The sequence below is a fragment of the Hymenobacter sp. ISL-91 genome (genome assembly GCF_018613725.1).
Lineage (GTDB): Bacteria > Bacteroidota > Bacteroidia > Cytophagales > Hymenobacteraceae > Hymenobacter.
Map to the genome: position 1 here is coordinate 88,528 of NZ_JAGGPS010000007.1, position 23,314 is coordinate 111,841.

A 23,314-nucleotide genomic window follows, 5' to 3' on the forward strand; every position below is an offset into this window, starting at 1 on the left:
CGCTTCTACTTTTCGGCCACTACACCCAGCGCCTTCTGCACCTCGTAATCGAGTTGGGTAAAGAGTTTCTGCAGGCTCTCGGGGCCGCCTTCGTCAACGCGCACCGTTTTGGTGCCTGTAGCCGTCGTGATGCTAAGCGTAGTGGAAGGCAGGTCGAGGGTTCCTTTGGAGTACACGTCGCGCAGTTGCGCAAAGCCCAGCTGCTCGGCCTCGCGTAGCAGCTGCTGCACTACGGCTGGTGCCAGCTGTACGGTGCGGTTGCCCACTACAGGTGCGTGCTCGCGGCCCTCATACTCAAGGCGGCCGTCGGCAAAAAAGCGGGCTGTGTAGTCGGGGCAGGTGCCGAAACAGGCCGTGCGCCCGAACACGAGCACGGCTTCCTGCTGCTGTGGCTGCGTGGCAGTAGCGGGGGCGGTTGCGGCGGCTGTAGTGCTGTCCGCAGCCGGACGGCTGGTTTTGCAGGCGGGCAACGCGGGCAGGCCAAGCATCAGCATGAACATCGGAAGGAGCAGGGGAGTACGCATGGGCAAGGGCAGAAACAGGGGAGAGGCTGGGAGGAAAATCGGGGCAATATACCAATAGGCTAATGCCAAAGTTCGGGCCAGAAGCCACCAAAAAGCCCCGTACCTATTATAGGCGCGGGGCTTTTTGATAAGTGCAGCCGTACAGCAGGCTTACGAGCGGCGGGTTTTGCGCGGCTTTTTTGGGTTGGTCACGTCATCGGCACCGGTGCCGGGCTCGGCCTCATCGGCCGCGTCGTTGTTGGTAGCCAGCTTCTTGCTGCTGCCCGGTTTGGTTTGGGCATCGCGCTCCTGGGCCGCTTTCATGGCATCGGCCAGGCGGGCCGAGAAGCCGCTGGGCTTCTTGTCTTTGTTTTTTACCCGGTTGGCTTCCAGCTTGGCCCGCACCTTATCGTCATCAATAAAGCTGCGCGTCAGGGCCATCTGGCCCATCGTTACCAGGTTGGAAACTAGGTAGTACCAGGTCAGGCCGGCGGCGAAGCTGTTGAGCACGAAGAAGAAAATCAGCGGCATCAGGTAGCTGTAGAACTTCATCGGGCCCTGCATGGCCGATGGGTTCAGCTGGTTGGTCTGGTACGTCATGGCCAGCGTCGAGAGCGTCATCAGCACCGTAAACAGGCTGATGTGGTTGCCCATGAACGGCAGGGCGAAGGGCAGAATAATCGGGTTGTCGTAGGTGCTCAAGTCCTTCGCCCACAAGAACGCCTCCTGCCGCAGCTCGATGGCGTTGGGGAAGAACTGGAACATGGCAAACAGAATCGGTAGCGTCAGCAGGGTGGGCACGCAGCCACTCAGCGGATTTACCCCCATGCTCTGGTTGAGCTTCATGGTCTCCTGCTGCTGCTTCATCTGGTCGTCGGGGTACTTTTCCTTGATGGCGTCCATCTCGGGCTTAAGCACCTTCATTTTGGCCTGGCTTTCGTAGGTTTTGTACGTCAAAGGCCAGGTAACCAGCTTTATCAGAATTACCAGCAGCACGATAATCAAACCGTAAGAGGCGATATACTGCTGCAGAAAGTGGAACACCGGCAGTATCACAAACTGGTTTACCCACCGGAACAGGCCCCAGCCCAGGTACACGTTGCGGTCAAAATCGGGGGCAACGGTTTTGAGCAGGTCGTAGGAGTTGGGGCCGAAGAAAAACCGGAAGTTAGCCTTGCCCTGCTGCACATCCGTCACCGGAATCTTAAGCGTGCTGCTCAGCGTTTTCAAATACGTCGAGTCGTTCAGGTCAACCCCCGAGTTCAACTGGCCCGAGGTAAACTCGTTGTCGGCCACAATGCCGGCAATAAAGAAGCCGTGCTTGTGCGAGGCCCACTTTATCGGCTCCTCTACTTGAATTTCTTCCGGTGTCTCGCTGGCCTCGAATAAGACCGTGTGGTCGCCCGATGCGAGGTAGCGGTTAATGGTGGTTTGGTTGCGGTTCTGGGTGCGGTCCTGCTCGGTCTGGCGCACATTGTCCACAAACGTGAACGTAAGCGGCTCCTGGGCAAGCGTCTGGCTCAGGCCATTAAAGCGCAGCTGGTAGCCCACCTCATACGATTCGGGCGCCAGCGTGTAGGTCTGCTCAATCTGTCCGCCGGCCACCTCAGCCACGAAGCGCAGGGCATTGCTGCCCTGGGGCTCGGCCCGGAAATAAAGGTCCGACAGCTTTATCTGCTGGCCGCTGATGGTGCGGAAGCGCAAATCCATCTGGGCGCTCTTGACATCGAAAATGTCGAGCGGCTGGCCTCCGAAGGTTTTGTACTTATGCAGGCGCGCAGCCTGGGGCTGGCCGCCCTTCGAAGAGAAGGTCACGGTCAGCAGCTTGTTGCTCAGCTCCGTCGTTTGGGCTGTGCCCTGGGCAGCGGCGGCAAACGAGCCGAGCTGCCGGGCCAGCTGCGCCGAATCGGGCGCGACAGGTACGGCGGCGCGGGCAGAATCGGTGCCCGCCGTGGCCGACTTGGTAGTCTTGGCCAGCTCGACGGCGGCGGGCTCGGGTTTAGGTGCGAACTGAAGGTAAATCAGAAGCAAGGCCGCCATCAAAAACAGGCCAATTGCTGAATTTCTGTCCATTTACTGAAAAGTGTGCGGAGCTACGCCGGGGCGCTTCCAACGGAAAATAAAGAGCCGGGCACCGGCCGAAGTCCGCCACCCGGCCGCAAAGGTCGGACTTACCGGCCGAATATTTTTCGGCGGGGGAATTTGAGATTGTAAGGATAAGTGAAAACTGAGAAAAGACGTGTCATGCTGAGCGCAACGGAGCATGACACGTCTTTTCTCAGTTCCCCGGACCTCCAAAACCCTACAACCCCTTCCGGTACTGAATGGCCGCTTTCACGAAGCGTACGAACAGCGGGTGAGGGTTCTGGACGGTGCTTTTCAGCTCGGGGTGGAACTGGCCCCCTACAAACCAAGGGTGGTCGGCCAGTTCTACCACTTCTACCAGTCCGGTTTCGGGGTTGCGGCCACTGGCCAGCATGCCCGCCGCCTCGAAGCGTTCCAGGTAGTCATTGTTGAACTCGTAGCGGTGGCGGTGCCGCTCGCTGATGTGGTTGCGGCCGTAAGCCTTGGCCGCCTTCGAGCCCCGGCGCAATTCGCAGTCGTAGGCCCCCAGGCGCATGGTGCCGCCTTTCTGGGTTACGGTCTTCTGCTCTTCCATCATGGCAATAACCGGCTCCGCAGTCTGGGCGTCCATTTCCGTCGAGGAGGCTGCCTGCAAACCCAGCACGTTGCGCGCAAATTCTACCACGGCCACCTGCATGCCCAAACAAATGCCGAAGAACGGGATGCCGTTTTCGCGCACATATTTCACCGCCGAAATCTTGCCCTCGAAGCCCCGCTCGCCGAAGCCGGGCGCTACCAGCACGCCATGTACGCCGGCCAGCTGCTGGACCACATTCTCGGCCGTCAGGTTGTCGCTCTGGATGCTGCGCACCGTCACCTTGCACTCGTTCTGGGCCCCGGCATGAATGAACGACTCGATGATGGACTTGTAGGCATCGGGCAGCTCCACGTACTTACCCACCAGCGCAATTGTCACCTCTTCGGTGGGGTTCTTGAGCCGGCCCAGAAAGTCCTTCCACGCTTCCAGGTCGGGTTGGGCCGCGCCGCCTTTCAGGTTGAGCTTCTTGATTACGCGCTCATCGAGGTGTTCTTTGAGCATAAGCAATGGCACCGAATAGATGCTGTCGGCGTCAAGGCTTTCGATTACCGAGTTGATGTTGACGTTGCAGAACAGCGCGATTTTACGGCGCATCTCGGCCGGAATCGGGTACTCGGAGCGGCACACCAGAATATCGGGCTGCAGGCCGGCGCTGCGCAAATCGCGCACCGAGTGCTGGGTGGGCTTGGTTTTCAGCTCCCCGGCCGCCTTCAGGTAAGGCAACAGCGTGAGGTGAATCACCAGCGAGCTGCTCTCGGGCAGCTCCCAGCGCAGCTGCCGCACCGACTCGACGAAGGGCAGGCTTTCAATGTCGCCAATCGAGCCCCCGATTTCGGTTATCACCACATCAAACTGGCCCGTTTGGCCCAGCAGCAGCATGCGCCGCTTGATTTCGTCGGTGATGTGGGGCACGACCTGCACGGTTTTACCCAGGTAGGCACCCTCGCGCTCCTTGGTTATCACGTGGTCGTAGATGCGGCCGGTGGTTACGTTGTTGGCCTGCGAGGTGGGCACGTTCAGGAACCGCTCGTAGTGGCCCAGGTCGAGGTCGGTTTCGGCCCCGTCGTCGGTTACGTAACATTCGCCGTGCTCATAGGGGTTGAGCGTGCCCGGGTCGATGTTGATGTAGGGGTCGAACTTCTGGATAGTGACCCTAAAGCCCCGGGCCTGCAGCAGCTTGGCCAATGAGGCCGAGATGATGCCCTTACCCAGGGAAGATGTAACGCCGCCCGTTACAAAGATGTATTTGGCCGTTGGCGCCGCGGAAGTTGAATTTCGGTCTGGCATAACGGGAAACAAAGGTAGCCTTTATCTCCGGGCCGCTACGATTGCATTTTGTTTTCTTTTGACTTAGGGATGCGCTGCACCGGGCGCAGAAGTAGCAACAGAGAAAAAAAACAGTGTAGTGAACCAGCAAAAAATAGCCGCTATCTTATGGGCTGCATACTTACTGGTAGTAAATGAAACGTTGGCAAACTGAGTGGATTACGGCTGTTCTAGTACTTCTGGCACTGCTGAGTACCGACAGTTGGGCGCAGTCAGTTGTGTTGCGCGGCACGGCCACTACCACGGGTAACCACTCGGTTCAGATTGAAGTGAATGATACCCTACGCAAAATGGGGCGGGCAATACCAGACCAGCCGGTGCTTTCCCAGCACCAAAAGGAATTGGCAACTCAGGCCCTCAAGCAGATCCAAACGGTTAGGACTACAGGCCGGTATGTGCTAACTGCCGACTCTGCTGGCCAGTTCAGCCTAACCGTCCGGCTACGCGACTCCGTGCAATTTTCCGCGTATCGGCATTTTCCGCAGAGGTTTGCGGTGCATGACCTGCAGCGTCAACCTCAGATTCACATTCAACTAGCCCCACAGCCGTGCAAGGAATACATGCCTTGCCAAGAAGACGCCCCGGCAACTTTCGTATTCGTTGGCCGGAAAATTCGGGTGAATCGTGCTGAGCAGCCCTACTACTGCAACCGCATTTCTATGGACAGCAAGTTTGTGGGGCGGTACCAGGTCCTCGCCAATGCGTCTGGATTGCTGCCTGACTCCGTGCTGGAATTCACAGCATACGACCACTACGGCTGGCCCGGTTTCAGCCGCTACGAAACTGTGCTGCTGTTTGTAAGTCGGTATTGTGGGGAGTATGTACAGCAGAAATACATGTATTATCCACTGTACAAAACCATCGACGGTCGGTGGGCTTCACCGGTAATGGCCAGCGACCTGAAACACCCGATGGCCAAGGAAGCGCCCAAGCCGCGTAAAATCGTGTTTGCAACTCCGGTTGAGATTGACATAACAGGCTCTGATGCTGAATGGGTAAAGGAGCAGTACCCTGCGCCATACTACCGGATGGCAAATGGGAAGGCTATAGCCGAATACGGCAATTTTGTGGATGAGTTGGTGAAAATTCAGCAACAAACTGTGCTGAAAGCCCGGGGCGTTAAACTAAAATAACCCAGACCATTACTGGCCTGGGTTACCGTGTGTGGTTTCCTGGGTGTCTACTCGTGCTGGCCGCTACTGCTACTCCGCCACCGACGACACCCCAATAACTTCTTGCACCGGGCCGGTGCTGAGCAGCTGCTGGCGCAGCGTGTCGGCGGCTTGCTCCAGCTGGGGCCTGATCTGGTCGAGGGCCAGACGCAGGCCCTGCACATCGGCGAGGCGGGAGGCGTGGCCGTGGCCCTGGCCGTAACCGTGGTACACGGCCACACGCACTTTGCTGCGGCCCTGGCCGGCGTAGGTGCCAATAGTTTCGCCGCGGGCGTCAATAATCTGGACTTCGGCGCGGATGTCGGTGCGGTACCACTCCAGCGGAATGCCCAGCAGGCTGGGCGTCATCAGCGTCAGCATCTGGAAAATCTGCAGGACCCGGCCGGTGCGGCGCTGCGTGGCCTGGGTAATCTGCAACTTGGCATAGCCGTACTGCACGCTGTCGAGGCCCGCATCGAGGCCCGTCGCGGCCGATTCGGCCAGGTGATAGGACAGTTCCTTGCGGAACACCTTGCCCGGGTCTTCGGGGTAGCCGTCCTCCGAGTTGGTCGTGAGCGGTCCGGCATCGACGACGGCTTCCAGCTTGGGCAGCGTGCCCACCGCCACCGAGTTGTTGCTTTGAATAGTGCGAAATACCGCCTTTTCAGTCGACTTGCAGCTTCCCAGACTCAGGGCAGCCAGCAGAAACAGAGCAGTACCACGATACAAATTCCTCATACACATTCCAGTCAGTAAGCTGTCAGTCAGATAGAAATGCAAAAATACGGGGAAAGCCAGGAAATTGATTCCAGCAATTAGGAGAAATATAATCCGGGTTTTTCACTCCAAAAACAAAAAATAGCACTTCCTGCCGATAAGCAAGAAGCCTCTGCTTTTTGCACAAAAAAAAGTCCCGCCGGTGCAAAACCAGTGGGACTTTTTTGGCAGAATTGCCCAAATAAAATTCAAGTAACCAACAGCTAAACCTAGTGGCCGTGCTGCACCAAGGCGCTGTCGGCTTCGGCCAGGTCGTCAACCGGGTCAGGAGCCACATAGTTGTCGATGAATTCGCCTTCCCAGCGGGCTACTACGGCTGAGGCCAGGCAGTTGCCGGCTACGTTCACGGCCGTGCGGGCCATGTCCATCAGGGCATCAATGCCCAGAATAATGAACACCGGCCAGGCTGGTAGATTGAACGAAGCCACCGTGGCCAGCAGAATAACAAGCGAGGCGCGCGGCACGCCGGCCACGCCCTTGCTGGTAAGCATCAGCGTGAACACCATCACCAGCTGCTGGCCCCAGGTCAGGTCGACGCCCGCGGCCTGGGCCACGAACACGGCCGCCAGCGAGAGGTAGAGCGTGGTACCGTCGAGGTTAAATGAGTAGCCCGTCGGCATCACGAAAGCCACGATGCGGCGCGGTACGCCCACACTTTCCATGGCTTCCATGGCCCGGGGCAGCGCCGCCTCCGACGAGGTAGTGGCAAAGGCAATACTCACCGGCTCGGCAATGGCTTTGATGATGCGCATGATGGGCAGGCGCGCAATAAGGGCTACCGGCAGCAGCACTACCAGCACAAATACAATAAGCGCCGCATAGAGCGTGAGCAGCAGCTGAAAGGCGTTGAACAGCGGCGCAAAGCCCATTTTACCCACCGTGTAGGCAATGGCTCCACCTACGCCAATCGGGGCGAAGTACATCACCACGTTGGTGAACTTGAACATCACCTCCGACAGGCTCTCGGTAATCGTAATCATGGGCTGGCGGTGGCGCTGGTGCACCATGGCCAGGCCCACGGCGAAAATCAGGGCAAATACCACTACCTGCAACACCTCACCGTTGGCCACCGATTTGGCAATGTTTTCGGGGAAGATGTGCAGGATAATGTCGCTGGTGGTCTGCTCCACGGTTTGCAGTTCCTCCACATCGGCCGCAATGCCGGTCCGGTCGATGCCAGCACCGGCCTTGGTGAGGTTGATGGCGGCCAGGCCGATGAACAGGGCGAAGGTGGTCACGACTTCGAAGTATACCAGCGCCTTAACGCCCATGCGGCCTACCTGCTTGAGGTCGGCGTGGCCGGCAATGCCCACTACGAGGGTGGCAAAAACCAGCGGCGCGATAATCGTTTTCACCAGCCGTAGGAAGATGTCGCTCAGTACCTTGAGGTTCACGGCTATTTCGGGGTAGTCGTTGCCGATTTCAGCCCCGATAAACATGCTGATGACGATCCAGAACGTGAGCGAGCGGCGCTTCCAGGCGGCCCAGGTGAGGGCTACCAGAAACAGCCAGCGGGCGGCCAGCGCCACGGTGGGGTCGAGCATACCGCGGCCAGCCAGTACGGTTAGGCCGGCGGCCAGCGCGAGTAAAACGAGAACCAGGAGCGTGAGTCGGGATATTTTCATGCGGTGTAGGGGTGCGGGGCAAGCACCCGCCGGTTTGGTGGGAGTAATGATGGAGAGCTGTAATTGGTGCGGCCCGTAAAAGCAGCATCCGACAAATATAGGCGGCCCGGCCGGAGAACCGCGGCCGAAGCCTTAGCTTAGCCCGCGGCTTGCCCACCATCCGCCCGCCCCGCCCCATGCTCACCTGGACGCTCACGCCCCTGGCGCTACCGCTGCGCTTTACCTGGAAAATTGCCCGCAACGCTTCGGCCTCTAAAACCAACCTGCTGCTGCAGGTGGCCGGTGGCGGCTACACCGGCCGCGGCGAGGCGGCACCCAACATCCGCTACCACGAAACCCCCGAAGGCTTGCAGCAGGAGTTTGCACAGCTGCAGGCTGCCGGCCTGGTCCATTGCGAAACCCTGGCCGAGCTAACCGATTTCCTAACCCGGCACCAGCCGGCCGCCGCGCTCCGCTTTGCCCTCGAATCGGCATTCGTACACTACGAGGCCGCCCGGCTGGGGCTGGCGGTGCCCGAGCTGCTGGGCGTGCCTGCCCCGGCTGGGCCAGTGCCCACGGCGGCTACATTACCCATTATGGAGCCGGGCAAAGTAGCCGGTTTTATCCGCGAGCAGCGCCTGAGCCGGTTTCCGCTGCTGAAAATAAAGGTGAACCGCGACGGGGCCTTGGACTTGCTGCGTGAAGTAACCCGCCTGCTGCCCGGCCACTCGCTCATCATCGATGGCAACGAAGCCTGGCCCGATGCCGACAGCCTGCGCCAGAACTGGGAGCAGATAAGGCAACTGCCCGGCCTGCATGTGCGCCTGCTCGAACAGCCGCTGCCCGCCACCTGCGCCACCGACTACCGCGCCCTCAAAGGCCAGCTCGGCTGCCCCGTTTTCGCCGACGAATCGGTGACTGACGGGGCCGACTTTGCCGATATTGCCCGGCAGTTTGATGGCGTGAATATGAAGCTAATGAAAGCCGGTGGCTACCTGAACGGCCTGCGCATCCTGCGCGAAACCCGTGCGCAGGGCCTGCAAACCATGCTTGGCTGCATGGTCGAAACCTCGCTCGGCATCTGGTCGGCTCTGCAGCTGAGCGCCCTGGCCGACGTGTGCGACCTCGACGGCTTTCTGATTGTGCGCGATGAGCCCTTTGGAATGGTGGAGGAGGAAAACGGCCTGTTGCGTAACTCTGTGAAGAAAGCGTAATCCGAACGTCATATTAGAACGTCATGCAGAGCAAAGCGAAGAATCTCGCGTGCCAAAGTAACTTCCTACATCAGGATTACTTTGGCACGCGAGATTCTTCGCTTTGCTCTGCATGACGTTTTGCTTATTTCAGCGCGACGTGCTGCTTATTTCAGCTTGGCATCGATAGCCTGAATCTGGCTGTCCAGCGCCGAGGTGTCGGCGGTTTTGCCGCCGCTGCTGAGCAGGCTGATTTTCTGATTGAGCAGGCCGATTTTCTGCGCCATGAGGCCTATTTTGTCGTTCATTTCGTTCAGGCGGGTTTCCATGGCGGCGGCGTTGCCCGGGGCCGGGCGCGGGTCGGTGTAAGTGCTGAACTCGGCGGTAGCAGGCACCGAGTTGTCGCCACGGGCCTGAGCGGCGCTGGCCGGCGAGCCAAACACAATATCGCCGTTGGGCCGCACATAGTCGCCCGCTTTAAGCGTCGTGATTTTACCGCCGGGCAGCTCCACAATGCCGCTTTTGTAGTTGATTTTGGTGCCGTTCTTCAGCAGCACATTTTTGCTGAGCGAGGTGGCGCGCTGACCTTTCATGAGCACTACCTCGCCATTCTGGAGCATAAAACGGTCGGAGGGTGAGGTTTCGACCGGGCCAGCTACTTCGCCAGCGGGCCGCGTTTGGGCATGCAGGGCCGGGGTGGCGGCCAGGGCCAGCAGCAGGGCACAGAGAATCTTTTTCATGGGGGCAAGTTACGTCGGAGAATGCAGCTACTTACGGCGTTCAGGTCGTTGCGTTGGGCCGGGCGGCGCGGTTGTTGTCTGTCCGGCCGGGTATACTCACCGGAACTGTGGTGGATTATTAAATGTATGTACATATATTTGTCGCCAGATCCGCCTTTCCCCGCTGCCCATGAAGATTGAGGACGAAATCAAACAGGTTGCTTTCCGCGACGACTACCAGAAGGCGCACGTCAACCTGATTTTTACGGCCAACTGGCTGCAGCAGCAGCAAAGCGGCTTTTTCAAGCAATTTGGCCTTACGCTGCCGCAGTTCAATATCCTGCGGATTCTGCGCGGCCAGCATCCTAAGCCGGCCACTGTTAACCTGCTTATCGAGCGTATGCTCGACAAAACCAGCAACGCCTCGCGCATTGTTGATAAGCTGGAGGCTAAAGAACTGGTAACGCGCTGCGTGTGTCCCAGCAACCGCCGCGCCGTCGATATCCGCATCAGCGACGCCGGCCTGGAGCTGCTCGGGCGCCTCGATGCGGCTATGAATGAGCAGCAGTTCGGCGTGCAGCACCTCACATCGGCCGAAGCCGCCCAACTCAGCCGGCTACTCGACAAAATCCGCGACTAGCGACCATACTTCAGATTTCCCATTTTCTCTTTTCACTTCTTCCCTTTTTGTCATGAACAAATTCTTCCTGCCCGCCTTGCTGGCCGCTTCGCTGCTGGCAGCTGCTCCGGCCTCGGCCCAGAAAAAAGCCAAAACCGCCTCCGCCCAGACTGCTTCCGCGGCCACTTACCAGTTGCAGCCTCAGCTGAGCACACTGGGTTGGGAGGGTAAAAAAGTAACCGGTGCCCACAACGGCACTATGCAGTTCCAAAGCGGTGCTGTGGCCGTGCGCGGCAACCAGATTACAGGCGGCAAGTTTGTTGTGGATATGAACTCGCTGAAAGTAGAGGACATCAAGGACGCTGACTCCAACGGAAAGTTGGTGGGCCACCTGCGCTCCGACGACTTCTTCAGCATCGATAAGAACGCCTCGTCCACGTTCACTATTACCAGCATTGCGCCGCTGCGGGGCGATGCTAAAGGCAACAACTCCACCATCACCGGCGACCTCACCATTAAAGGCATCACCCAGCGCATCAGCTTTCCGGCCAAAACCGGCGTGAAAGGTGGTGTAGCCTCGGCCACCGGTGTGGCTACCATCGACCGCACCAAGTTCGACATCAAGTACGGCTCCAAGTCGTTCTTCGAGAGCATCGGCGACAAAGCCATCATGGACGAGTTCACGCTCAGCTTCAACGTAATTGCCAAGAAGTAAACTAGTGCCTCGAGCGTAGTACATACTACGAAAGCACGGTACGCAAAAGGCCCCGCAACTATAGTTGCGGGGCCTTTTGCGTGTTCAGAAGCGGCAGAAGCTTATTGCCCGCTAGTAGTGGGCACGGGAGCCGAAGCCGGCGTGGGCATTGGGGCAGCTGCTGGAGCTGCTGCCGCGCTATTGCGGAGTGTAAGCTTGAGTGGCGCCACGTTGGTTTCGCGCAGGGCCATAATGCCGTACACAGTTTCGCCGGGCCGCAGCACTTTGTTGGTCAGGTCGTAACGGGCCAGTTCGTTGCGCATGTTTTTGTTGGCCGCACTGGCGCCCAGCATGTTGCCGCCGGCAATGAACGGGCCGGTAGGAAGGAAGACCCGATTATCTTCTGTTATCTGGCCATTTACGGTGGTGTAGTTGCCAACGGTAACGTTCAGCAACACATACAGCAAATAAATGGCCACGCCCTGCTTCAGGTCTTCAGATGCCTGCATAGAGGAAACCGGCTGAATGGGCCGGTCGCCAAAAGACAGTTCTAGGTCGCGGGAGAAGTTGAGCTCGTTAGCCGTGTTGTTGCGTAACTGTACGGCCACCACCTGGTAACCGCGCTTGCGCTCCTTTTTTACGTACTTTTTGTTGGCTCCGTTGGTAATCAACGCGCTGTAGCGGTAGCTAAAATCGACCGGCGCGCCGGCTGGCGCGGCCGGCTGGTACGAGGTGATGCGCTCCGGCTGGATAGCACGGTAGCTACCGGCACAGCCCGACAACAAAACGGTCGCTGATACAGCGGCTGCCACTTGGGTAAATGTTTTTCGCATATAAATACGATGAGAATGATAGCACCAGCATACCACACGCTGATATTTCGACCAAATGTATAGGTCGGCAGAACTGCTTTGTACCAGTGAATGATAAAATTTATACTTTTTGTTAGCCCAGTCTATAACTTTTTTTAAACAGCCTAATCTGTGCCATCCACCTGACTCATATCAGTCGGCCAATACCAACTCCCGGGGTAGCTCGAACTTGAGGCTGCGGCTTTTGCTGCGGGCGTGCAGCTGGGTCAGGAAGTCATCCAAGTCGGCTTTGTATTCAAGCCAAAGGTCTTCGTGCAGGTTCTTCTGTATCAGTTGGGTAGTGCGGGCTGCCAACCGGGCCGTAGCCGTGTAAAAGCCCGCGTACGAACTCTCGAACTGGCCGGTATAGTTCTCGAAAATATGCCGTAGCGCGTACAGGTTCAGGTCTATTTCCAGACGCTTGTCCTTGGTGATGCGGCGGGCGCGGGCCACCTCTTTCACGGTTTTGCTCAAGGCCTTGGTGAGGCTGCGGTTGAGCAGCCGCCCGGTGGCGCCCACCGCAAACAGCTCATGAATCTGGTCGGAGGCCTGCTCGTACACGGTGGCCGCGTCCACGTCGGGCAGTAGCTCGAAGCAGAGCGTGTCATAGAGCTCGGCGTCGCGGCGGGCGGCCCGCAGGAGCAGGGCTTCCTTTTCCTTCTCGGAAAGCTGTTTGAGGGCGCGCTTGAAATCGGCGGACGGGACAGGCATTGGGGTCGGCTAAATAATAAAATTGACGAATTAAAAGTTGTCGGGGGCTGCCCAGTAGCTGCAAAACCGTTGCGCGGCCTCCGTCGAAACTCTTTTACGCAACCCAGAAACGAATCGGCGCGCCGCCCTGTTATACCCGGCTGCCAAGAGCGTAGCAGCCAGTTTTCTGGCCGGTTTTTCGTATTTTTGTGCCATGAACAGCAACCCGCAAATCGAGTACGACGAGGACGTTCTGCTCCTGGAAAAGACGACGGATGTGCGCGACCTTATCGTGTACAACGACGACCATAACACCTTCGACCACGTCATCAAAACCCTGGTTGATGTGTGCGGCCACCAGCCCGAACAGGCCGAGCAATGCACGCTGCTTATCCATTACAAAGGCCAGTGCACCGTCAAGCACGGCAGCTACGAGGAGTTGGCCGGCATGTGCACCGCCATCCACGACCGTGGTATTTCGGCCGATGTAATCTAATCTGAGCTGCAAGCTGCAAGCTACAAGCCACAAGCTTTCTGTTGCGGAAAGTAAAAGCTTATAGCTTATAGCTTATAGCTTGTAGCTAAACTACATGGAGTTTCCTTCCAAGCTAATTGAAAACGCCGTTGGTGAGCTCTCGAAGCTGCCGGGGGTAGGTAAGAAAACGGCCCTGCGGCTGGCTTTGCACCTGCTGAAGGCCGAAACCGACACCACGGCCTCACTGGCTGAGGCGCTGGCCAAAATGCGCTTCGAGATTCGCTACTGCGACACCTGTCACAACATTTCCGATACGCCCGAGTGCGCTATCTGCGCCAACCACCTGCGCGACCAGAGCACGGTGTGCGTGGTGTCGGACATCCGGGACGTAATTGCCATTGAAAACACGGCCCAGTACCAAGGGATGTACCATGTGCTGGGCGGCGTCATTTCGCCCATTGAAGGCATCGGCCCCGGCGACCTGAACATTGATTCGCTGCTGGAGCGCATAACCCGCGAGGGTTCCGAAATCCGGGAAGTTATTCTGGCTATCAGTCCCACGATGGAAGGCGACACCACGGCCTTTTACCTCTCGCGCAAGTTGCGCGACCAGCCCGAGCTGCACCTCAGCAGCATTGCCCGCGGCATCCCGATGGGTGGTGAGTTGGAGTACGCCGACGAAATTACGCTCGGCCGCAGCATCGTCGACCGCCAGCGCCAGGCGCAGTAGGGGAGGAGGGTTGTAGCGCGAAGCTCCGGCTTCGCGTGTCGTTGAACGGCTTCCCTCGGCAGTCAGCAACGGCGCGCGAAGCCGGAGCTTCGCGCTACAGCCCTTCTGTGTAACTTTCGCGGCCCTAACCGCCGACGCTCCGCCCCGTGCCGCCCGAAGAAGTTGCCCTGTCCGTTATTATCGTCAACTACAATGTCTGCTACTTTCTGGAGCAGGCGCTGCTGTCGGTGCGGCGGGCGGGCGAGAAGCTGGGCCGGCCGCTGGAGGTGTTCGTGGTCGATAACAACTCGGTGGACGGCTCGGTGGCCATGGTGCGGGCCAGGTTTCCGGAGGTAATCCTCATGGCCAACCACCACAATCCGGGGTTCTCGAAGGCCAATAACCAGGCACTGCGTAAAGCCAGGGGCCGGTACGTGCTGCTGCTCAACCCCGATACGGTGGTGGAGGAAGATACCTTCCGGCTGTGCTGCGAGTTTATGGATGCGCACCCGCGCTGCGGTGGCCTGGGTGTGAAAATGCTTGACGGGCAGGGCCGGTTTCTGCCCGAAAGCAAGCGCGGCCTGCCCACGCCGGCGGTGGCTTTCTACAAGATATTCGGGCTGGCGCGGCTGTTTCCGAAGTCGCGGCGCTTCGGGCGCTACCACCTGGGCTTCCTCAGCCCCAACGAAACCCACGAAATTGAGGTGCTCAGTGGGGCCTTTATGCTGATGCGCCAGGCGGCGCTGGCCGAAGTAGGACTGCTCGACGAGGACTACTTCATGTACGGCGAGGACATCGACCTTTCGTACCGCCTCACGCAGGGCGGCTGGCAGAATTACTACTACCCCGGCACCCGCATCATTCATTACAAGGGCGAAAGCACGAAGCGCACGAGCGTGAATTACGTATTCGTGTTCTACCGGGCAATGGTCATTTTCGCTCGCAAGCACTTCGCCCCGCAGCGCGCGGGTACGTTTTCGGTGCTGATAAACGCGGCTATCTGGCTACGGGCGGGCGCAGCGGTGGCCCAGCGGCTGCTGCTGCGGGCCGCCCCGGTGCTGCTCGATGCGGGGCTGCTGTACGCGGGTATGTACCTGCTCAAAAACTACTGGGAACAGAACCACAAGTACGTGCGCGAGCCCTACCCCGAGCAGTACATGCTGCTGGCGGTGCCGGTCTACATTGCTGTGTGGCTGGGTTCGGCGTTTCTGAGCGGGGCCTACGACCGGCCGCTGCGGGCCGGGCGGCTGGTACGCGGCATTGTGGTGGGTACGCTGCTGATTTCGGCCTTTAGCAACTTCCTGGACGCTTGGCGCTTCTCTAAAGCCCTTATTCTGTTGGGGGGCGCGTGGGCGGTGGCGGCTTTGCTGCTGCGCCGGGCGGCGGGCAATTTCCTGCGCCACCGTCGCTTTAGTCTAAGCGAAAGCCAGCAGAAAAACGTGGGCATCGTGGGTTCGGCGGAGGAAAGCGGCCGGGTACGCCAGCTGCTGGAGCAGGCCGCCGTGCCGGCCCGCATTATCGGCTACGTAGAGCCGACCACCGCACCGGCTACCGGCGCCGCGCCGCCGCCCGACGACCTGCTGGGCGAGGTGCGCCAGCTGGAAGACATCATCCGCATCTATGGGCTCGATGAGTTGGTGTTTTGCGGCCGCGACCTACCCGCAAGCCAGATTATCGGGCTGATGGCCGGCCTGCCCCAACACCCACCAGTAGCGTTCAAAATTCTGCCCCCCGGCAGCCAGTACATCATCGGCAGCTCGGGCAAAGATTCGCCCGGCGACTACTATGCCCTCGATATTACGCTCAATCTGTTTCGGCCCGAGCAAGTGCGCAACAAGCGCCTGCTCGATATACTCAGTAGCCTGCTGCTGCTGACGCTGAGCCCGTTGCTGGTGTGGTTTGAGCAGCACAAAGCAGGGTTTCTGCGCAACTGCCTGCGCGTGCTGGTGGGCGCGCGTACCTGGGTAGGCCTGCGCCATGCCACCGCACCGCAGGCAGCGGCCCGGGCCATCCTTTCGCCCGCCGATGCCGCCGCCACCGCCGCCACCGGCCCACTCGACGAAGCTACCCAGCGCCGCCTGGAACTGCTTTATGCCAAGGACTACCACCCCGCCATCGACTGGCGCATTATGGCCCAGTGCCTGCGCCACTTGGGCCGGGAGGAGTAGGGCAGCACAACGGCCTATACTATCGGTTCCTGACGAACAGTTTACCTTTACCGTTCCACCCACCCATAGCCCCTAGTATGTCTGCTACTGCTGCCACCGACCGCGCCCCGCTTGTTCTCTCCGACCGCATTAATGCCATGCAGGAGTCGCAAACTATTGCCATGGCCAAAAAGGCCCGGGCGCTGGCAGCCGAAGGCGTTGATGTTATCAGCCTGAGCTTTGGCGAACCCGATTTCCAGACACCTCAGTATATAAAGGACGCTGCCAAGCAGGCCCTCGACGAAGGCTACACCTTCTACACGCCGGTGCCCGGCTATCTGGAGTTGCGGCAGGCTATCTGCGACAAGTTCCGGCGCGACAACCAGCTGGACTATCTGCCCGAGAACATTGTGGTAAGTACCGGCGCCAAACAGTCGCTGGCCAACGCCGTGCTCAGCTTAGTGAACCCGGGCGATGAGGTAATTGTGTTTTCGCCGTACTGGGTGAGCTATGAGGAAATGGTGCGGCTGGCCGAGGGCGTGAGCGTGCCGCTGGTTGGGGCATTCGAAAATAACTTCAAGGTAACGGCCGCGCAGGTAGAGGCGGCCATTACGCCCCGCACCCGGCTCATTATGTACTCTTCGCCCTGCAACCCTACCGGGGCGGTTTTCAGCCGCGAAGAGCTGGCTGAACTGGCCGCCGTAGTGGCCCGGCACCCCCACATTCATGTGCTGGCCGACGAGATTTACGAGTACATCAACTTCGTGGGTGAGCACGTAAGTCTGGCCCAGTTTGAGGAGGTGAAGGACCAGGTAATTACCGTGAATGGCTTCTCGAAGGGCTATGCCATGACCGGCTGGCGGGTGGGCTACCTGGCTGCCCGGCGCGAAATTGCTGCCGCCTGCGAGAAAATCCAGAGTCAGATTACTTCCGGCACCTGCTCGATTGCCCAGCGGGCCAGCATTGCGGCCCTGGAGGGCGGCCGCGCCTCGGCCGATGAGATGGTGGCTGCCTACCGCCGCCGCCGCGACCTGGTGCTGGAGCTGGTACAGGATATTCCCGGTTTCCGGACCAACGTGCCCAGCGGCGCTTTCTATCTGTTTCCTGATGTAACCGGGTATTTTGGCCGCACTACAGCCGCCGGCGAAACCATTGCTACGGCCTCCGACCTGGCCATGTACCTGCTCAATGATGCCCATGTAGCTGCCGTCGATGGTGCCGCCTTTGGCGCACCTGACTGCCTGCGCTTCAGCACCGCCGCTGCCGACGAGAAGCTTCGCGAGGCTTTCGAGCGGATCAAGGCATCGTTGGCCCGGCTGAAATAGAAGCGAGTAGATACACTGTCATTCTGAGTAGCGCGAAGAATCTCGCTCGAATCCTTTGAACGATAATTGCGCAACGATTCGAAGCGAGATTCTTCGCTGCGCTCTGAATGACGTTCCTTATCTCCCCTCTCTGTACTCACTACTCAATACTAAACTACCTTTGCGGCTTCTTACCGGATTCCGTTTTTAATGCCCGCTACTACCTTGCCGCCTGCTTCGCTGCCTGACCTTTTTGCTGCTTTCAACCAGCTAACCGTGCTTATTGTGGGCGACGTGATGCTTGACGCCTACGTGTGGGGCCGCTCGGTACGCCTCTCGCCCGAAGCTCCGGTGCCGGTGGTAAACGTGAGCCGTACCGAGCAGCGCCTGGGCGGCGCGGCCAACGTGGCGCTGAACGTGCAGGCGCTGGGGGCCACGCCGTTGCTGTGTGCCCTTATCGGGCAGGACGCGGGCGGCGACCAGCTGCTGGAGCGGCTGGAGGCAAACGGGCTGCCGGCCGAGGGTATTGTGCGCTCCGGCACCCGGCCCACTACGGTTAAGCAGCGCATTCTGGCCCACGGGCAGCAACTATTACGCATCGACTCCGAAGTGGAAACGGAAGCCGACGCCACCGAAAACGAGGCCCTTACGGCCCGCTTTGCCCAGCTGCTGGCGCGGGCCGATGTGGTGATTTTCGAGGATTACGACAAGGGCGTGCTCACCGAGAGCAACATCCGCCACTTTATCAGTCTGGCCCGCGAGCGAGGTATCCCCACCGTAGTCGACCCCAAGAAGCGGAACTTCCTGGCCTACCAGCACTGCACCCTGTTCAAGCCCAACCTGAAGGAATTGCGCGAGGGCCTCAAGCTCGAATTCGGCGACCCGGGTACCGACCAGGCCGGTTTCGAGGCGGCCGTGGCCCGGCTGCGGGAGGTGCTGAAACCCGAAATGGTGCTCGTTACACTATCGGAGCACGGCGTGTTTGCCCAGCGGCAGGAACACAAAACCTACCTGCCGGCCCACCTGCGCACCATATCCGATGTGTCGGGGGCCGGTGATACGGTTATCAGTATTGCCGCCTTATGCGTAGGCCTGCAGCTGCCGGTGGCGGCAACGGCGGCCCTGGCCAACCTGGGTGGCGGCCTGGTGTGCGAGCAGGTGGGCGTGGTACCTATCGAAAAAAAGCTGCTACTGCAGGAAGCCGAGCGAGTGGGCCTGAACCTGAGCGTCGGCTGATTGCAACCGCTGTTCGTGTTGCGTAGGCTCGGCTATGGCAGGCAACTAGTTGAGGAGCTTGGGACCCTCTCTCAGCAGGGCCTGCGTGGCACCGGAAAGGGTAAAGCAGAGGGTTAGGAACAGCAGATACGTTAGTACCAGTGGCAGCCGGTAAGGAGCCAAGCGGCGCCACGTCCAAGTGGCTGGCCATCCGAAGCAGGCAATTGCCACCAGGAGCAGGTGCAGCGACAACACATAGCGGCATTCTACGGGCAGCGGCACCGATATCAGGGCAGGTATTAGCAGGGCCGATATCAGCAGGATGTGCGTAACGGTAAGTTGGTTGAGGCGCAGCATGCAGATGATGATGGCCACGAATAAAAGGGTGTAATTCATCCCGGCCAGTAAGCCCGTGGTGGTGTATACCCGGTAGAGATACGGGGTAGGGTAGAGCACGTCGAGCCCGTTGAACAGGTGGCGGGCATTGAGGCCCAGCATGTCCAGTGGATGACGCAGCACGAACTGCAGGTATTCGCCATAGGAATCCATTTTCCTGTTGAAATCCAGTGCGAGCAGTGCTGTTCCGCTCAGATCCAGGTACTGGACCTGGGCGTTGGAATAATCGACTGCAATGCCGGTTTCATATTTCTGGACCGTAAACCCGTCAGTAATTTTCTGCAAGTACAGGTCGCCGGTTGCCACCATAGCCGGGTCTGTGTAGTCGATGCCAATAACGAGCGGACGATTTATCCCAAAGTTTTCCCAATTGATGTACCATTGCGGTGCGCTCAACAGCATGAATCCCAGGGCGTACGCGCCTAAAAACCGGCTTACCGCAATGTGCCACCGCCGGGTACTGTCGTGGTAAGCCAACCAGCTACCCACCGCCAACACCGATGGTAAGGCCACCAGATAAACGGGCCGCATATTGATGACGGCCGCTACCAGTAGGCCCGCCAGCACGCTTTTTGCCAGGGTAGGGCGAGGCAAGAGCAGGCACAGTGCTCCTACCAGCCCTGCTACGGCCGGAAAATCGGTGAGCATGTAGTTGAAATAGTCGCGCCAAAGCAAAAACCCGACGACGATAAATGCTCCCCGCCGCAGTGGTGGGAGCTTCGTGCCAGTGACGCGCTGCCACAGCAGCGCCGGCAGCCATCCGAATATGGCGCCGGCTACCAGAGCCCCTACAAGTTTAATCAGGGCCTCTTCCGAGACAATGCTCTGGGCGTTGGCCAGCGCAACTATTGGAACGTACAGCAACGGGTACAGGTAGCCGCGCAGGGCGCTATCGAAGCGGAGCAGCGCGAAATCACCCCCATTGTATAGTTTATATGCCAGCTCCCGGTAGCCGTTGGCATCGTACACCTGGATGTGGAAACGGGAGGTAAATACGTGTACTCCGAACAACAGAAACGCAATACCGAACCAGAACCAGGAACGGGCTGTAAGGCGGGTGAGCAGGGCAGGCATAGCAAATGGGTAAGCCACAAAGAACACGACAAAACGGAAACAGCCCGCCAGTTTCGTAGTGGAGCACCTGAAACTGGCGGGCCGTTGTAGCCAGAAGCAACGACGCTACCTGCGCATCCCCGCGCTGTACTCCTTCACCGTTTCAATGAACACCTTCACGTTGTCGGGGTTGGTGTCGGGGTACACGCCGTGGCCCAGGTTGGCAATGTGGCGCTGAGGGCCGAACTGGTCGAGCATAGCCCGCGTGGCCGCCTGTACCTGGGCGGGTGTGCCATAGAGGGCGCAGGGGTCGAGGTTGCCCTGCAGGGTTTTGTCGCCTACCAGCGGGCGGACCGTGCGCGGGTCTTGGTTCCAGTCGAGGCCGATGGTGCGGCAGGGCAGGGCCGCAAAGTCTTCTATGGCCCAGAAGGCACCTTTGGCAAATACCGTTACCGGTACGTTGGGCAGGGCCGCGCAGATTTCGGCAATGTAGCGCTGGCTGAATTCTGCGTAATGTGCGGGCGGCAGAATACCGGCCCAGGAGTCGAACACCTGAATCAGATTAGCACCGGCCGCCACCTGCGCCTGCAGATAGGCAATGGTAGTAGCCGTGATTTTGCGCAGCAGCTCGTGGGCCAGCTCCGGCTCCTGGTACAGCATTCGGCGGGCCTTGCTGAAGGTTTTCGAGCCGTGGCCCTCTACCATATAGGCCAGGATAGTCCAGGGCGCGCCGGCAAAACCGATGAGCGGCACCCGGCCGTTGAGCGCGCGCTTGGTGACGCGCAACGCCTCCAGCACGTAGCCCAGGTGCTCCTCGGGGTCGGCAATGCGCATCCGGGCTACATCGGCGGCCGTTTTGATGGTTTCAGGGAACAGCGGGCCTTTGGCTTCCACCATTTCGTAGGTCAGGCCCATGGCCTCGGGCACCACCAGAATATCGGAGAAGATGATGGCGGCATCCACATCGAGTGCATCAACGGGCTGGATGGTAACCTCGGCGGCCAGCTCGGGTGTTTCTACCAGCTCCTTGAAGCCGCTGAGCCGGCCCCGCAACGCCCGGTACTGGGGCAGAATCCGGCCCGCCTGACGCATGAGCCATACAGGGGTACGTTCGGTTTCTTCGCCGCGGGCGGCGCGCAGGAGCAGGTCGTTTTTAAGCACGGGTTTTTAGCTGTTAGCTAATAGCTGGTAGCCGTTAGCTTTCTGTTGAAAAGGGCCTGTGGTAAGTTTGATAAGCGAGAGCTACTGAATAATAGCGCTCGGCTGATACCTAATCTACGAACAAGGCTTTGATGGCGGTCATGATAAAGTTTACACCGATGGCCAGCGTGATGAAGCCCATGATGCGGGCCAGCGCCGCCAGGCCCGGGCGACCCAGGAAGCGCGTGAGCCGCAACGACGACATCAGAATGATGTAGACGGCCAGCGCCACCAGCACGAAGCCGGCAAAAATCAGCCCCATATCGAAATACGTGAGCTTATTGGTGTACAGGCTGATACACACGGCAATGGCCCCCGGACCCGAGAGCATGGGCATGGCCAGGGGCGTAAAGCTGATATCATCCTTCTCGCGGCTGGCCTCGATGGTTTCCTGCGACACTTTGGTGCGGTTGCCGCCGGGCGTGAGCAGATCGAAGGCCGAGCGCATGAGCAGGATACCGCCCGCAATGCGCAGATGATGAATGTTGATGCCAAAGAAATTGAGCACGTACTGGCCCGCGAAAAACGACACCGATAGCACCGCCAGCACCGACAGGCAGGCCTTCAGACCAATACTGGCGCGCTCGGCCGGCGTGTCGCTTTCGGTAAGCGACAGAAAAACCGGCATGGCACCAAACGGATTGACCACGGAGAACAGGGTAGTGAACGTGGCGAGCAGAATATCCATAGGCGCGGGCAGGGTATGGCCGGCAAAGGTACGAGCCTTTGTGGCACGAGCACGGGGAAAATCCTACTTTTAGCGAAAACAACCCCTTGGCGGTGGGTGCGTAATGCCCTATTGCCGCTTTGTACCACTCCCAAAAAGTGGCCGAATGGCTTCTTTCTTATCCCAATTTCTAGTCTAGTGCCTCACTTCGACGAATTTACCTGGCACACGCTGGTGCAGGCGCTCATACTGGTGCTGGCCGCCGTCGCGCTTATTGCTACCCTGCTGCCGCTGTTGCGCCATACCATCTGGTGGATTCGTGTGTTCGACTTTCCGCGTTTGCAAATTGTGGGCGTGCTGCTGCTGGTGCTGGTGGCGGGCGCGCTACTGGGCTGGCACCAACCTGCCGAAGATACCTACTGGATGCGGGGGCTGCTGGCGAGTGTGGCGCTGGCTACCGCCTACCAGGCATTCCGGATTCTGCCCTACACGCCGCTGGCCGGCAAACATGTGGGCGATAGTACCCGCACCGACGGCAAAGGCCATCTGAGCCTGGTGATGATGAACGTGCTACAGTACAACAAACAGAGCGCTAAAGCCCTGCAAGTGCTGCAAGCGGCCGATGCGGATATTATTATGGCGGTGGAAACCGACGAGTGGTGGCATCAGCAACTGAAGCCTCTGGAGAAAACGCACCCCCACACCTGCCACGAGCCGCTCGACAACACGTACGGACTGCTGTTCTTCTCGCGTCTGCCGCTTGACGGCTGCGAAATCAAGTACCTCATCGACGACGATGTGCCCAGCGTGCATACCAAGGTGCAGCTGCCCGACGGCCGTACCTGGGTGCGCGTGTACGGCCTGCACCCCAAGCCCCCGGCTCCTGCCGAGTCGGAAACCAGTACCCGCCGCGACGCCGAGCTGCTGCTGGTAGGCCGCGAGCTGGAGGAGCGCGACGAGCCCACCATTGTGTTCGGTGATATGAACGACGTAGCTTGGTCGCACACCTCCGAGCTTTTCCGGCGCATCAGTGGCCTGCTCGACCCGCGGGTGGGGCGCGGCCTGCTGCCCACGTTTCATGCCGAGTACCGGCTGCTACGCTGGCCCCTCGACCATGTGTTCGTGTCGCCCCATTTCAAGGTAGATGACATGGCGCGGCTCCCGTATGTTGGCTCCGACCACTTCCCCATCTTTATCAAGCTTAGCTTCGAACCCAAGGATAAGGCGGAGCAGGAAGAAAATCTGGAAGAGGTGGATGAGGCCGATGAGCAGGAGGCGGTAGAGAAAATTGAAGAGGCCCGGCAGGAAGAGCGCGAGGAAGAAGCGCAGGAAGCGGGTCAGGCAAAAGCCTAGCGTCCG

General features: G+C 59.3%; 21 protein-coding genes. 10 read left to right on the forward strand and 11 right to left on the reverse strand.

The genetic code is table 11. The features are described 5' to 3' along the window. Positions 1 to 5: 5 nt before the first annotated feature. The 3 genes from J7E24_RS03245 to J7E24_RS03255 all read right to left on the reverse strand — a co-directional run bounded on the left by J7E24_RS03245 (position 6) and on the right by J7E24_RS03255 (position 4,452). Positions 6 to 524, reverse strand: a complete 519-nt coding sequence (locus tag J7E24_RS03245) for a DUF6438 domain-containing protein (protein WP_215135075.1) — start codon at positions 522 to 524, stop codon at positions 6 to 8. A gap of 150 nt (positions 525 to 674) precedes the next feature. Then, positions 675 to 2,576: a membrane protein insertase YidC gene (yidC, locus tag J7E24_RS03250; RefSeq protein ID WP_215135076.1), complete on the reverse strand. Its 1,902-nt coding sequence runs from the start codon at positions 2,574 to 2,576 to the stop codon at positions 675 to 677. 229 nt (positions 2,577 to 2,805) lie between these two features. Further along, positions 2,806 to 4,452, reverse strand: coding sequence for a CTP synthase (locus J7E24_RS03255; protein WP_215135078.1), 1,647 nt, complete (start codon positions 4,450 to 4,452; stop codon positions 2,806 to 2,808). Positions 4,453 to 4,625: 173 nt separating this feature from the next. Between J7E24_RS03255 and J7E24_RS03260 the strand changes: the two genes are divergently transcribed. After that, a complete protein-coding gene (locus tag J7E24_RS03260; protein ID WP_215135080.1) occupies positions 4,626 to 5,624 on the forward strand; it encodes a hypothetical protein in 999 nt (332 codons plus the stop codon). A 69-nt stretch (positions 5,625 to 5,693) separates the two neighbouring features. Here J7E24_RS03260 and J7E24_RS03265 read toward each other — a convergent pair whose 3' ends face one another. Beyond that, positions 5,694 to 6,380 carry a hypothetical protein gene (locus J7E24_RS03265; protein WP_215135082.1) on the reverse strand — a complete coding sequence of 229 codons (687 nt, stop codon included), beginning with the start codon at positions 6,378 to 6,380 and terminating at the stop codon, positions 5,694 to 5,696. Between the two features lie 248 nt (positions 6,381 to 6,628). Further along, on the reverse strand, positions 6,629 to 8,044 hold the full coding sequence (locus J7E24_RS03270) for a dicarboxylate/amino acid:cation symporter (protein ID WP_215135084.1): 1,416 nt from the start codon (positions 8,042 to 8,044) through the stop codon (positions 6,629 to 6,631). Positions 8,045 to 8,193: 149 nt separating this feature from the next. Between J7E24_RS03270 and J7E24_RS03275 the strand changes: the two genes are divergently transcribed. Continuing rightward, positions 8,194 to 9,237, forward strand: a complete 1,044-nt coding sequence (locus tag J7E24_RS03275; RefSeq protein ID WP_215135086.1) for a dipeptide epimerase — start codon at positions 8,194 to 8,196, stop codon at positions 9,235 to 9,237. Between the two features lie 146 nt (positions 9,238 to 9,383). Here the strand turns inward: J7E24_RS03275 and J7E24_RS03280 are convergent, their stop codons facing one another. After that, positions 9,384 to 9,956: a DUF6799 domain-containing protein gene (locus J7E24_RS03280; RefSeq protein ID WP_215135088.1), complete on the reverse strand. Its 573-nt coding sequence runs from the start codon at positions 9,954 to 9,956 to the stop codon at positions 9,384 to 9,386. 169 nt (positions 9,957 to 10,125) lie between these two features. Here J7E24_RS03280 and J7E24_RS03285 point away from each other — a divergent pair, with 169 nt between their 5' ends. Then, positions 10,126 to 10,575 carry a MarR family winged helix-turn-helix transcriptional regulator gene (locus J7E24_RS03285; protein WP_215135090.1) on the forward strand — a complete coding sequence of 150 codons (450 nt, stop codon included), beginning with the start codon at positions 10,126 to 10,128 and terminating at the stop codon, positions 10,573 to 10,575. A gap of 52 nt (positions 10,576 to 10,627) precedes the next feature. Continuing rightward, the gene (locus J7E24_RS03290; RefSeq protein WP_215135092.1) at positions 10,628 to 11,269 is read left to right on the forward strand and encodes a YceI family protein; all 642 of its coding nucleotides are present in this window, start codon (positions 10,628 to 10,630) and stop codon (positions 11,267 to 11,269) included. 101 nt (positions 11,270 to 11,370) lie between these two features. Here the strand turns inward: J7E24_RS03290 and J7E24_RS03295 are convergent, their stop codons facing one another. Then, positions 11,371 to 12,081, reverse strand: a complete 711-nt coding sequence (locus tag J7E24_RS03295) for a hypothetical protein (protein ID WP_215135094.1) — start codon at positions 12,079 to 12,081, stop codon at positions 11,371 to 11,373. Positions 12,082 to 12,252: 171 nt separating this feature from the next. Beyond that, positions 12,253 to 12,810, reverse strand: coding sequence for a hypothetical protein (locus J7E24_RS03300; protein WP_215135096.1), 558 nt, complete (start codon positions 12,808 to 12,810; stop codon positions 12,253 to 12,255). Between the two features lie 193 nt (positions 12,811 to 13,003). Here J7E24_RS03300 and J7E24_RS03305 point away from each other — a divergent pair, with 193 nt between their 5' ends. The 5 genes from J7E24_RS03305 (at position 13,004) to J7E24_RS03325 (ending at position 18,660) form a co-directional block, all read left to right on the forward strand. Continuing rightward, on the forward strand, positions 13,004 to 13,285 hold the full coding sequence (locus tag J7E24_RS03305; protein ID WP_215135098.1) for an ATP-dependent Clp protease adaptor ClpS: 282 nt from the start codon (positions 13,004 to 13,006) through the stop codon (positions 13,283 to 13,285). 94 nt (positions 13,286 to 13,379) lie between these two features. Further along, on the forward strand, positions 13,380 to 13,994 hold the full coding sequence (recR, locus tag J7E24_RS03310) for a recombination mediator RecR (protein ID WP_215135100.1): 615 nt from the start codon (positions 13,380 to 13,382) through the stop codon (positions 13,992 to 13,994). Positions 13,995 to 14,140: 146 nt separating this feature from the next. Beyond that, complete coding sequence (locus J7E24_RS03315) at positions 14,141 to 16,141, forward strand: glycosyltransferase (RefSeq protein ID WP_215135102.1); 2,001 nt, start codon at positions 14,141 to 14,143, stop codon at positions 16,139 to 16,141. Positions 16,142 to 16,218: 77 nt separating this feature from the next. Beyond that, positions 16,219 to 17,445 carry a pyridoxal phosphate-dependent aminotransferase gene (locus J7E24_RS03320; RefSeq protein ID WP_215135104.1) on the forward strand — a complete coding sequence of 409 codons (1,227 nt, stop codon included), beginning with the start codon at positions 16,219 to 16,221 and terminating at the stop codon, positions 17,443 to 17,445. A gap of 189 nt (positions 17,446 to 17,634) precedes the next feature. Further along, positions 17,635 to 18,660 carry a bifunctional heptose 7-phosphate kinase/heptose 1-phosphate adenyltransferase gene (locus tag J7E24_RS03325; RefSeq protein ID WP_215135106.1) on the forward strand — a complete coding sequence of 342 codons (1,026 nt, stop codon included), beginning with the start codon at positions 17,635 to 17,637 and terminating at the stop codon, positions 18,658 to 18,660. A 45-nt stretch (positions 18,661 to 18,705) separates the two neighbouring features. Here J7E24_RS03325 and J7E24_RS03330 read toward each other — a convergent pair whose 3' ends face one another. The 3 genes from J7E24_RS03330 to J7E24_RS03340 all read right to left on the reverse strand — a co-directional run bounded on the left by J7E24_RS03330 (position 18,706) and on the right by J7E24_RS03340 (position 21,976). Then, positions 18,706 to 20,109, reverse strand: coding sequence for a hypothetical protein (locus tag J7E24_RS03330; protein WP_215135108.1), 1,404 nt, complete (start codon positions 20,107 to 20,109; stop codon positions 18,706 to 18,708). 105 nt (positions 20,110 to 20,214) lie between these two features. Next, positions 20,215 to 21,249 carry a uroporphyrinogen decarboxylase gene (gene hemE, locus J7E24_RS03335; protein WP_215135110.1) on the reverse strand — a complete coding sequence of 345 codons (1,035 nt, stop codon included), beginning with the start codon at positions 21,247 to 21,249 and terminating at the stop codon, positions 20,215 to 20,217. 109 nt (positions 21,250 to 21,358) lie between these two features. Continuing rightward, positions 21,359 to 21,976: a MarC family protein gene (locus J7E24_RS03340; protein ID WP_215135112.1), complete on the reverse strand. Its 618-nt coding sequence runs from the start codon at positions 21,974 to 21,976 to the stop codon at positions 21,359 to 21,361. 177 nt (positions 21,977 to 22,153) lie between these two features. Between J7E24_RS03340 and J7E24_RS17535 the strand changes: the two genes are divergently transcribed. Next, complete coding sequence (locus tag J7E24_RS17535) at positions 22,154 to 23,308, forward strand: endonuclease/exonuclease/phosphatase family protein (protein WP_215135114.1); 1,155 nt, start codon at positions 22,154 to 22,156, stop codon at positions 23,306 to 23,308. Positions 23,309 to 23,314 lie beyond the last annotated feature (6 nt).

What these genes read in the sequence shown, in the direction of transcription:
- J7E24_RS03245 (WP_215135075.1), bottom strand. Translation starts at nt 524, where the DNA reads ATGCGTACTCCCCTGCTCCTTCCGATGTTCATGCTGATGCTTGGCCTG.
- yidC (WP_215135076.1), bottom strand. Translation starts at nt 2,576, where the DNA reads ATGGACAGAAATTCAGCAATTGGCCTGTTTTTGATGGCGGCCTTGCTT.
- J7E24_RS03255 (WP_215135078.1), bottom strand. Translation starts at nt 4,452, where the DNA reads ATGCCAGACCGAAATTCAACTTCCGCGGCGCCAACGGCCAAATACATC.
- J7E24_RS03260 (WP_215135080.1), top strand. Translation starts at nt 4,626, where the DNA reads ATGAAACGTTGGCAAACTGAGTGGATTACGGCTGTTCTAGTACTTCTG.
- J7E24_RS03265 (WP_215135082.1), bottom strand. Translation starts at nt 6,380, where the DNA reads ATGAGGAATTTGTATCGTGGTACTGCTCTGTTTCTGCTGGCTGCCCTG.
- J7E24_RS03270 (WP_215135084.1), bottom strand. Translation starts at nt 8,044, where the DNA reads ATGAAAATATCCCGACTCACGCTCCTGGTTCTCGTTTTACTCGCGCTG.
- J7E24_RS03280 (WP_215135088.1), bottom strand. Translation starts at nt 9,956, where the DNA reads ATGAAAAAGATTCTCTGTGCCCTGCTGCTGGCCCTGGCCGCCACCCCG.
- J7E24_RS03285 (WP_215135090.1), top strand. Translation starts at nt 10,126, where the DNA reads ATGAAGATTGAGGACGAAATCAAACAGGTTGCTTTCCGCGACGACTAC.
- J7E24_RS03290 (WP_215135092.1), top strand. Translation starts at nt 10,628, where the DNA reads ATGAACAAATTCTTCCTGCCCGCCTTGCTGGCCGCTTCGCTGCTGGCA.
- J7E24_RS03295 (WP_215135094.1), bottom strand. Translation starts at nt 12,081, where the DNA reads ATGCGAAAAACATTTACCCAAGTGGCAGCCGCTGTATCAGCGACCGTT.
- J7E24_RS03300 (WP_215135096.1), bottom strand. Translation starts at nt 12,810, where the DNA reads ATGCCTGTCCCGTCCGCCGATTTCAAGCGCGCCCTCAAACAGCTTTCC.
- J7E24_RS03305 (WP_215135098.1), top strand. Translation starts at nt 13,004, where the DNA reads ATGAACAGCAACCCGCAAATCGAGTACGACGAGGACGTTCTGCTCCTG.
- recR (WP_215135100.1), top strand. Translation starts at nt 13,380, where the DNA reads ATGGAGTTTCCTTCCAAGCTAATTGAAAACGCCGTTGGTGAGCTCTCG.
- J7E24_RS03320 (WP_215135104.1), top strand. Translation starts at nt 16,219, where the DNA reads ATGTCTGCTACTGCTGCCACCGACCGCGCCCCGCTTGTTCTCTCCGAC.
- J7E24_RS03325 (WP_215135106.1), top strand. Translation starts at nt 17,635, where the DNA reads ATGCCCGCTACTACCTTGCCGCCTGCTTCGCTGCCTGACCTTTTTGCT.
- J7E24_RS03330 (WP_215135108.1), bottom strand. Translation starts at nt 20,109, where the DNA reads ATGCCTGCCCTGCTCACCCGCCTTACAGCCCGTTCCTGGTTCTGGTTC.
- J7E24_RS03340 (WP_215135112.1), bottom strand. Translation starts at nt 21,976, where the DNA reads ATGGATATTCTGCTCGCCACGTTCACTACCCTGTTCTCCGTGGTCAAT.